Genomic DNA, 8,939 nt, shown 5'->3' with positions numbered 1-8,939 from the left:
GCGGGTGACAGGCCGATCAGGTCAGGCCGGCTGGGGCCCCATCCCGGCCGAGATCGGCACCAGCACGGTGGCCTGCCCGGCCTTCTCGAAGTTGAACGTGAAGTTGTAGGTCAGGCCGTTGCTGATGGGCTTGGCCAGCGCCACCGTCGCCTTCACGAAGTTGCTGTTGGTGTCGGGCGGCCCGGGCGCCACGTTCTGGCCCTCGGGCTTGCCGATGAACAGCATCCCGCCGGCGGGCAGCCGGCCGTCACCGTCGATGGTCACCTTGCCGACGTCGCTGGTGATGCTCACCAGCCGGTCGGTGACGTCCGGCGACTGGTTGGCGGCCACCGCCACCAGGTTGACCGTCCGTCCCGGCTGCAGGAAGTCGCCGGTTTGCACGGCCTGCATGCGGATGTCGCGCAGCGCGACGTTGTTGACCGTGACCCGGTTGCCGTTGACCGCGGGCTCCTGGGTGGACATCTGGGAGATCTGGCCGGCTCCGCAGCCGCTGAGCAAGGCGGCGACCAGGGCGACCAGACCGACGACGGCGAAGCGGTTCACTCCATGCCTCCTGCTCGGCGACTTTGGGCAACTATGCGACAACTATGCACAGTAGTAGGGAGGCGTTTGCGGCGGTAGCGCAGGGCACCAGACCAGCGAGGCAGGGGCCGAGCGGGGGGCTTGCGCGGGTCCAATGACCACGTTGGTAGTGTGACCCCTTGCACGTTATGGTCCGCCTGTCAACCCCTAATCTATCCGCGTTGTGCCCCTGACCTGCACCGTTGTTCCGCAGCCCTTGGGGTGGCGTGTTAGACTGAAGTAACGAAAGGGGCTCGAATCAGATGATCTTCAAGGTCGGCGACACCGTTGTCTATCCACACCACGGTGCTGCGTTAGTCGAGGCGATCGAAACCCGGACCATCAAAGGGGAGCAAAAAGAGTATCTCGTCTTGAAAGTCGCGCAGGGTGACCTGACCGTTCGAGTGCCCGCCGAAAACGCCGAGTACGTCGGCGTCCGCGACGTCGTGGGGCAGGAGGGCCTGGACAAGGTCTTCCAGGTGCTGCGCGCCCCCCACACCGAAGAGCCGACCAACTGGTCCCGCCGTTACAAGGCCAACCTGGAAAAGCTCGCCTCGGGCGACGTGAACAAGGTGGCCGAGGTCGTGCGTGACCTGTGGCGCCGCGACCAGGAGCGCGGCCTGTCCGCCGGCGAGAAGCGGATGCTGGCCAAGGCTCGCCAGATTCTGGTCGGTGAGCTGGCGCTGGCCGAGAGTACCGATGACGCCAAGGCCGAGACCATCCTCGACGAGGTTCTGGCCGCCGCTTCCTGAAGGCCCTGACGCTCCGTCATGGGCGCTGTAGTTGCCGTGGTACCGGCAGCAGGCTCGGGTGAGCGCCTGGCCGCCGGTATCCCGAAGGCATTCTGTGAGCTCGACGGTCGTACCCTGCTCGAACGCGCCGTCACCGGCCTGCTCGATTCCGGCGTCGTCGACCACGTGGTGGTGGCCGTCCCCCGCGACCGCATCGATCAGGCCGGCGAAATCCTGGGCGAGAAAGCCAGCGTCGTCGCCGGCGGGGCCGACCGGACGGCATCGGTGCGTCTGGCCCTCGGGACGGTGCCCACGCCCGCCGAGTTCGTGCTGGTGCACGACGCCGCCCGCGCGCTCACGCCGCCGGGGATGATCGCGCGCGTCGTGGGCGCCTTGCGGTCCGGCCATCGCGCCGTGGTGCCCGCGCTGCCCGTGTCTGACACCATCAAGGCCGTGGACGCCAACGGGGCGGTGCTGGGCACGCCCGAGCGGGCCGGTTTGCGGGCCGTGCAGACCCCGCAGGGCTTCGCGACCGACCTGTTGCGCCGCGCCCACGAGCGCGCGGGGAGCGCCGGGTTCACCGACGACGCGTCGCTGGTGGAGGCCCTCGGCGCCCAGGTGCAGGTGGTCGACGGCGACCCGCTCGCCTTCAAGATCACCACCAACCTGGACTTGCTGCTGGCCGAAGCGGTGGTGCGCCGGTGACCGGGCTGCCCCGGGTCGGTGTGGGCACCGACGTGCACCCGATCGAGGCCGGGCGGCCGTGCTGGTTGTTGGGGCTGCTGTTCGCCGACGCCGACGGCTGCGCCGGTCACTCCGACGGCGACGTGGGGGCGCACGCGCTGTGCGACGCGCTGCTGTCGGCCGCCGGGCTGGGCGACATCGGCGCGGTGTTCGGGGTCGACGACCCGCAGTGGAAGGATGTCAGCGGCGCCGACATGCTGCGGCACGTCGTCGGACTGGTAACCCGGCAAGGCTTCCGGGTGGGAAACGCCGCCGTGCAGGTGATCGGCAACCGCCCCAAGGTGGGCCCGCGCCGCGAGGAGGCGCAGCAACTGCTGTCCGGGCTGCTGGGCGCGCCGGTCTCGGTGTCGGCGACGACCACCGACGGGCTGGGCCTGACCGGGCGGGGCGAGGGCGTGGCCGCCGTCGCCACCGCCCTGGTGGTCCCCACCGGCTGAGTCGGACGCAGCGAACTACCAGGTAAGCTGGCACGTCGTGACCGATCGCGCCCGTATGCGGCTACACGACACGGCGGCCGGTGCCGTGCGTGATTTCGTTCCGCTGCGCGCCGGGCACGTCTCCATCTACCAGTGCGGTGCAACCCCGCAGGGGTTGCCCCATATCGGGCACGTCCGCAGCGGCGTGGCCTTCGACATCCTGCGCCGCTGGCTGATCGCGCGCGGCTACGACGTCGCATTCATCCGCAACGTCACCGACATCGACGACAAGATCCTCAACAAGGCCGCCGCGGCCGACCGGCCGTGGTGGGAGTGGGCGGCCACCCACGAGCGCGCATTCACCGCCGCCTACGACGCGCTGGACGTGCTGCCGCCGTCGGCGGAGCCCCGCGCCACCGGGCACATCACCCAGATGGTCGAGTTGATGGAACGGCTGATCGAAACCGGCCACGCGTACGCCGCCGCGGGTGACGTCTATTTCGACGTGCTCAGCTATCCCGACTACGGCCAGTTGTCCGGGCACCGCATCGACGACGTCCACCAGGGCGAGGGCGCGGCCACGGGCAAGCGTGACCAGCGCGATTTCACGCTGTGGAAGGGCGAAAAGCCCGGCGAACCGTCGTGGCCCTCGCCATGGGGCCGCGGCCGGCCGGGCTGGCACATCGAATGCTCGGCGATGGCCCGGACCTACCTCGGTCCGGAATTCGACATCCATTGCGGCGGAATGGATTTGATTTTCCCGCACCACGAGAACGAGATCGCACAGAGCCGCGCCGCCGGTGACGGCTTCGCCCGCTTCTGGCTGCACAACGGCTGGGTGACGATGGGCGGGGAAAAGATGAGCAAGTCGCTGGGCAACGTGGTGTCCATCCCGGCGATGCTGCAGCGGGTCCGGCCCGCCGAACTGCGCTACTACCTGGGCAGCGCGCACTACCGCTCGATGCTGGAGTACTCCGAGGCCGCTCTGCAGGACGCGGTCAAGGCCTACGTCGGGGTCGAGGAGTTTCTGCACCGGGTGCGCGCCCGGGCGGGCGCGGTGTGCCCCGGCGCGTGGACGCCGCGCTTCGCCGATGCGCTCGACGACGATCTGGCGGTGCCGATCGCGCTGGCCGAGGTGCATCACGCCCGCGCCGAGGGCAATCGGGCGCTCGACGCCGGCGACCACGAGGGCGCGCTGGCCCACGCGGGTGCCATCCGCGCGATGATGGGCATCCTGGGCTGCGACCCCCTCGACGAACGCTGGGAATCCCGCGACGAGACGTCGGCCGCGCTGGCCGCCGTCGACGTGCTGGTGGCCGCCGAGATCGAGAACCGGGAAGAGGCGCGCCGGCAACGCAATTGGGCGTTGGCGGACGAGATCCGGGACCGCCTCAAGAACGCGGGCATCGAGGTCACCGACACCGGCGACGGCCCGCAGTGGACGTTGGGCGGAGACGGCAAGTAGATGGCCGGTAACTCGCGCCGCCGCGGGGCCATCCGCAAAGCCGGCACCAAGAAGGGCGCAGTCGTCGGTTCGGGCGGGCAGCGCCGCCGCGGCCTGGAGGGGCGTGGGCCCACCCCGCCGGCGCACATGCGCCCCAACCACCCCGCCGCCAAGCGTGCCCAGGCGCACCCGCGCCGGCCGGCGCGGGGCCGCACCGACGAGACCGAGACGGTGCTGGGCCGCAACCCCGTGGTGGAGTGTCTGCGCGCCGGCGTCCCGGCCACCGCCCTCTACGTCGCGCTGGGCGCCGAGGCCGACGAACGGCTCACCGAATCCGTCGCGCGCGCAGCCGATCTGGGCATCGCGATCCTGGAGGTGCCGCGCGCCGACCTGGACCGGATGACCGCCAATCACCTGCACCAGGGAATCGCGCTGCAGGTGCCGCCGTACCAGTACGCCCACCCCGACGACCTGCTCGCAACCGCCAAGGGGTCGCCGCCCGCGCTGCTGGTCGCGCTCGACAACATCTCCGACCCGCGCAACCTCGGCGCCATCGTGCGTTCCGTCGCCGCGTTCGGCGGCCACGGCGTGCTGATCCCGCAGCGGCGCTCCGCGTCGGTGACCGCGGTGGCCTGGCGCACCAGCGCCGGGGCCGCGGCCCGCGTCCCGGTGGCGCGGGCCACCAATCTCACCAGGTCGCTGAAGGATTGGGCCGACGGCGGGCTGCGCGTCATCGGGCTGGACGCCGGTGGCGACACCGCGCTCGACGACCTGGACGCCACCGACCCGCTGGTCGTTGTCGTCGGCTCCGAGGGCAAGGGCCTGTCCCGGCTGGTGCGGCAGACCTGCGACGAGGTGGTGTCGATCCCGATGGCCGCCCACACAGAATCGTTGAATGCCTCGGTGGCCGCCGGCGTGGTGCTCGCCGAAATCGCGCGTCAGCGCAGGCGTTAGTTGATCGGGCGCCTCGCCGCCACGCTGCTGGCGTTGGCGGTGCTCCTCGCGCCGCCCGCGGCCGCGCAGGGCCCGGGATTCGATCTGCAGGCCCACCGCGGCGGCCGCGGTGAGACGACCGAGCAATCGCTGCGCGGCTTCGCCAAGTCGATCGAAATCGGCGTCAGCACATTGGAACTCGACATCACCATTACCAGGGACGATCAACCGCTGGTATGGCACGACCCGGGGATCGACGCGGCCAAGTGCGCCGACACGTCGCCGGCATTCGCCGGCGATCCGGCATACCCCTACGTCGGAAGGCTGGTGCGCGAACTCACCCTGGCGCAGATCGAAACGCTGGACTGCGGCCGGCGCCTCGCCGAGTTCCCCGAAGCGGAAGTGGTGCGGGGCAACAAGATAGCGACCCTGCCGCAGGTTTTCGCGCTCGTCGACTCGTACCAAGCCGATGTCCGGTACAACATCGAGACCAAGGTGGAGGCCGGTCAACCCGGCGCGTCGGCCGAACCGGAGGAATTCGTCGACGTGATACTCGCCGCGGTCCGGGCGGCCGGCAAGGTCGATCGAGTCGGAATCCAGAGCTTCGACTGGCGGACGCTGCCCATGGTGCGCCGAGCCGAGCCGTCGATCCCGTTGACCGCCCTGTACGACGACGAGACCTGGCCGCCGGGTTCCGGTGACCCGATGATCGGGGCGCTGCTCGCCGGCGCCACCGCCGTCTCGCCCGGCTACCACCTGGTCGCCGGCAGACCCTACGTCGACCGCGCGCATGCGTTGGGGCTCAAGGTCATTCCGTGGACGGTCAACGACGCCGACGCCATGCGCGAACAGATCGGCTACGGCGTCGACGGCATCATCACCGACTTCCCTGCGCGGCTACGGGGCGTGTTGGCAGATCTCGGCATGCCCCTGCCGCCGGCCTATCATCGCGCCTAACTCGGTCAGGGCATGGCGGCGGCCCAGGCGATATGCCCTTCGAAGCCCAGCGATTTCGCCATGTCGCGGTAGCGCTCTTTGAGTTCTGTGTAGGTCGCGTCGTCTGTTCGGGCCCGCGCCAACAGAGCGCGGAGCCGCAGCACCAGGATGTCGCGCACGACGAAGACGTCATCGGTCGGCGCCGCCGCCAACCGTTCAATGGCGGCGTCGGCTTCGGCCGCGTCACCGTCGGCGCCGCGGTCCAATAGTGTCTCGACCAGAAGACCCGTCACGACAACGCCCCATCCCAGTAACTGTCCCGTCCGGGCCAGATTGTCGAGCGCGGCGCGCATGAGCGGTATCGCACCATCGTGGTCTCCATGCCGCGCCTGCTCGCGTGCCAGATATGCGTCGACGAGCGGCAGATCGGCGATGTGGTGCCGGTCCCGGATGAACACGTCGCGGACGGCCGTCAGAACCTGCCGCCCGCGGTCGCGCTCCAATGCCGTCGGGCGGTGCACCAGCGCGGCGCCCAGTGTCACCTGTGTGTGGGCCAGCGCGAAGTCGTCGCCGGACCGCTCGGCGCTGCTGAGCGCGTCCTCGATATCGCGCAGCACCGAATCGTCGGGCATGAGCGCCCCCGTCAGTATTCCGGTGCCATAGCAGTAAGTGACCGCCCCGGCGTAGGTCAGCGCGTCGCTGTTGCGAGCTATTGCGATGCCCTGCCGCATGTCGTCGCGCCATCCGGGGCGGCCCAGGCAATACCGACCGACGGCCCGCGTTGTGAGAGCGAGCGCCAGCGGCGAACCGAAGATGAAGTTACCCATTGCCGGGTCACCGTCGGCCAGGTCGACGACTCGTTGTGACCACCGCAGCATCTCACCCCATTCGGCGCTCTCCATCTTGGAGTAGATAGGCGCGAAGGAGAGGCCCACCGTCACGGCCGGATCGCCGAGCGATTCGACCAGGGACCAGGCTTCCGATGACAGGCGTGAGGCTTCGCGCACCCGACCCTGATATGCGTGATCGGCCACCAGCGCCGCCATGGCTATGGCGAGCGACCGTTTATCGTCGGCGGCGGCGCACAGCTCGCGTAGCTCCTCGAGGCGCACTCCCGCAATGTTCGCGTGGACGCGAAATCCGGTTCCGCACAACATGGTGCGCGGAGCGATGCGCATGGCCAGCTGGTTCGGATCATCGGAGGATAGGGCGTCGGCGATGTTTTGGGCACGTCCCCAACTCACCCGCGCCGCGTTGATGTCGCGGTTGGTCGCCCACGCGGCGGCACGCATGTGCCAGCCGTACGCACCGTGCTGGTCACCGGCTGACTCCAGGTGTTCGGCGATCAAGGCGGCATTCTGATCGGCGGAGTCCGGTTCGTCAGACTCGATGGCCTCAGCCAGGTCACGGTGCAAACGCGCCCGATCGGACTTCAGCTGGGATTCGTAGGCCACCGCGCGGATCAGCGGATGCCGAAACGAATACTCCGCGCGTGGTGTGAATCGCACTTGGTCGATGAGCTCCGCGGCTATCAGCTCGTCGACAACCGATTCCACTCCGAGGCTGGTGAGTAGCTCGGGGTTGAAGCGAGCGCCGACGACCGACGCCGCGGCGAGTGTGTGTTTGGCCGCCGGGCTGATTCGGTCGATGCGGGCGGCGATGGTCGCCTGCAGCGTTGGCGGCACGCTGACCTCGTCCACCTTGGCATCGCAGGTGTAGCCACCGCGCGCACCGACAAGCACACCGCGCTGGGCGAGCTCACGAGTCATCTCCTCCGCGAAGAACGGGTTTCCGTCCGCGCGGTCGGCGATGATCCCGCCGAGTTGGCCAACGGAGGGGTCGCAACCCAGCAATTCGGCGACCAGCGTAGCGGTTTCCCCATCGCTCAGCGGTGTCAGAGCTATGGTCTGCGCGGACGCGAGATGTGCTAGGGCACCGCGGTATTCGGGTCGGTAGGTGAGCACCACCAACGACGGCGTTTGGGATACCACCGTGAGGAAGTCGGCGATCATGGACTCGCTGATGTCGTCGATCCAATGCGCGTCCTCCACAATGAAGAGCGCCGGTGCGTCGCGGGCCAACTGAGCTGCGTTGATCAGCGCGGTAAGCCGCCGTCGCCGCGCGTCGGGGTCGATCTTGGGTAACCCCACATCGGGATCGGCGATGCCGAGCAGGTCATCCAGCAGCAGCAGATCTTGCGGATCGGCATCGGGCACCCGGGCGCCGAGCGGGCCGACGGCCCGCAGCAGACGCGCCACCGCATGAAACGGTACGTCGGTGGCGTGGGACTCGCAGAACGTGGAAAACACTTCGACGCCAAGGCTTTTCGCTAGCCGGACGGCTTCAGCGGTCAGCCGGGTCTTTCCGATGCCGGCGGGGCCGACCACGCCCACCACGGATCCGCGGCCCGCCATGGCGCGATCGAGCAGCGCGGTGACCGTGGACAATTCCCACTCGCGGCCAACCAACGTCGAATACGACCCCCCGGACCGTTGGGTCGCGACGCTCAGCAGGCGCCGCGCCGGTATAGCATCGGCGGCGCCTTTGATGCGCACGAACTCTGGCACTGCGAGCACAGCGGTGTCCTCGACGAGCCGCGCCGTGGATTCGCTGACCATCACCCCGCCGCCCGGGGCGACCGACTCCATCCGCTGGGCCATCCCGACCTGTTCACCGATAGCCGTGTAACCCAAAGCACCAGAACCAATTTCACCGGCAATCACCTGGCCCGAATTGAGGCCGATCCGCAAAACGAAGTCGACGCCGTCGCGGCGTTCCACCTCAACCGCAAGCAGTGAGACTTCTTCTTGGATGCCCAGCGCCGCCAGGCACGCGCGGAGCGCGTGGTCCTCCAACGCCACCGGCGCACCGAATACCGCCATGATGCCGTCGCCGGTGAACTTGTCCACCGTCCCGCCGTAGCGCTGCACGACGGCCGCCGCGCTCTCGACCAGTTCGGTCATGATCTCGCGCAATCGTTCCGGACCGACCGCGGCGGCGATGTCCATCGATCCCACCACGTCGGCGAACAGCACGGTGACCTGCTTGTACTCGGCCGGCTGCCCCGGCACCGCCGTCGGCGAACCGCACTCGTCGCAAAACTTCGCGGTGGGTCGCAACTCAGCGGCGCACCTCGCGCAGGCCAACGCGGCCGTCATGCGCCTAACAATAAGG

8 protein-coding genes are annotated in these 8,939 nt (G+C 69.1%); 6 read left to right on the top strand and 2 right to left on the bottom strand.

Features of this window, described 5'->3' with window-relative positions:
- Positions 1–21: 21 nt before the first annotated feature.
- Positions 22–543, bottom strand: a complete 522-nt coding sequence (locus tag AC5Y43_RS24720) for a copper chaperone PCu(A)C domain-containing protein (RefSeq protein ID WP_499977177.1) — start codon at positions 541–543, stop codon at positions 22–24.
- Positions 544–824: 281 nt separating this feature from the next.
- Here AC5Y43_RS24720 and carD point away from each other — a divergent pair, with 281 nt between their 5' ends.
- The 6 genes from carD to AC5Y43_RS24690 are packed head-to-tail and all read left to right on the top strand — an operon-like array spanning position 825 to position 5,786.
- Positions 825–1,313 (top strand): RNA polymerase-binding transcription factor CarD, encoded by a 489-nt coding sequence (carD, locus tag AC5Y43_RS24715; RefSeq protein WP_003419482.1) that lies wholly within the window; start codon positions 825–827, stop codon positions 1,311–1,313.
- A gap of 18 nt (positions 1,314–1,331) precedes the next feature.
- Positions 1,332–1,997, top strand: a complete 666-nt coding sequence (gene ispD, locus AC5Y43_RS24710) for a 2-C-methyl-D-erythritol 4-phosphate cytidylyltransferase (protein ID WP_499977173.1) — start codon at positions 1,332–1,334, stop codon at positions 1,995–1,997.
- Positions 1,994–2,473 carry a 2-C-methyl-D-erythritol 2,4-cyclodiphosphate synthase gene (ispF, locus tag AC5Y43_RS24705; RefSeq protein ID WP_499977170.1) on the top strand — a complete coding sequence of 160 codons (480 nt, stop codon included), beginning with the start codon at positions 1,994–1,996 and terminating at the stop codon, positions 2,471–2,473. Before ispD ends, ispF begins: the two co-directional genes overlap by 4 nt.
- Positions 2,474–2,510: 37 nt before the next feature.
- A complete protein-coding gene (gene cysS / locus AC5Y43_RS24700) occupies positions 2,511–3,917 on the top strand; it encodes a cysteine--tRNA ligase (protein ID WP_499977168.1) in 1,407 nt (468 codons plus the stop codon).
- Complete coding sequence (gene rlmB, locus AC5Y43_RS24695; RefSeq protein ID WP_499977166.1) at positions 3,918–4,850, top strand: 23S rRNA (guanosine(2251)-2'-O)-methyltransferase RlmB; 933 nt, start codon at positions 3,918–3,920, stop codon at positions 4,848–4,850.
- The gene (locus AC5Y43_RS24690) at positions 4,851–5,786 is read left to right on the top strand and encodes a glycerophosphodiester phosphodiesterase (protein ID WP_499977164.1); all 936 of its coding nucleotides are present in this window, start codon (positions 4,851–4,853) and stop codon (positions 5,784–5,786) included.
- Positions 5,787–5,791: 5 nt separating this feature from the next.
- On the opposite strand, the gene AC5Y43_RS24685 is transcribed toward AC5Y43_RS24690, so the two are convergent.
- Positions 5,792–8,923 (bottom strand): ATP-binding protein, encoded by a 3,132-nt coding sequence (locus AC5Y43_RS24685; RefSeq protein ID WP_499977159.1) that lies wholly within the window; start codon positions 8,921–8,923, stop codon positions 5,792–5,794.
- Positions 8,924–8,939 lie beyond the last annotated feature (16 nt).

The sequence above is a fragment of the Mycobacterium sp. NGS57 genome (assembly GCF_059812405.1).
The sequence above is the reverse complement of the archived record's forward strand: the minus strand, read 5'-3'. Positions and strand labels throughout refer to the sequence as shown.

What these genes read in the sequence shown, in the direction of transcription:
- AC5Y43_RS24685 (WP_499977159.1), bottom strand. Translation starts at nt 8,923, where the DNA reads ATGACGGCCGCGTTGGCCTGCGCGAGGTGCGCCGCTGAGTTGCGACCC.
- carD (WP_003419482.1), top strand. Translation starts at nt 825, where the DNA reads ATGATCTTCAAGGTCGGCGACACCGTTGTCTATCCACACCACGGTGCT.
- ispD (WP_499977173.1), top strand. Translation starts at nt 1,332, where the DNA reads ATGGGCGCTGTAGTTGCCGTGGTACCGGCAGCAGGCTCGGGTGAGCGC.
- rlmB (WP_499977166.1), top strand. Translation starts at nt 3,918, where the DNA reads ATGGCCGGTAACTCGCGCCGCCGCGGGGCCATCCGCAAAGCCGGCACC.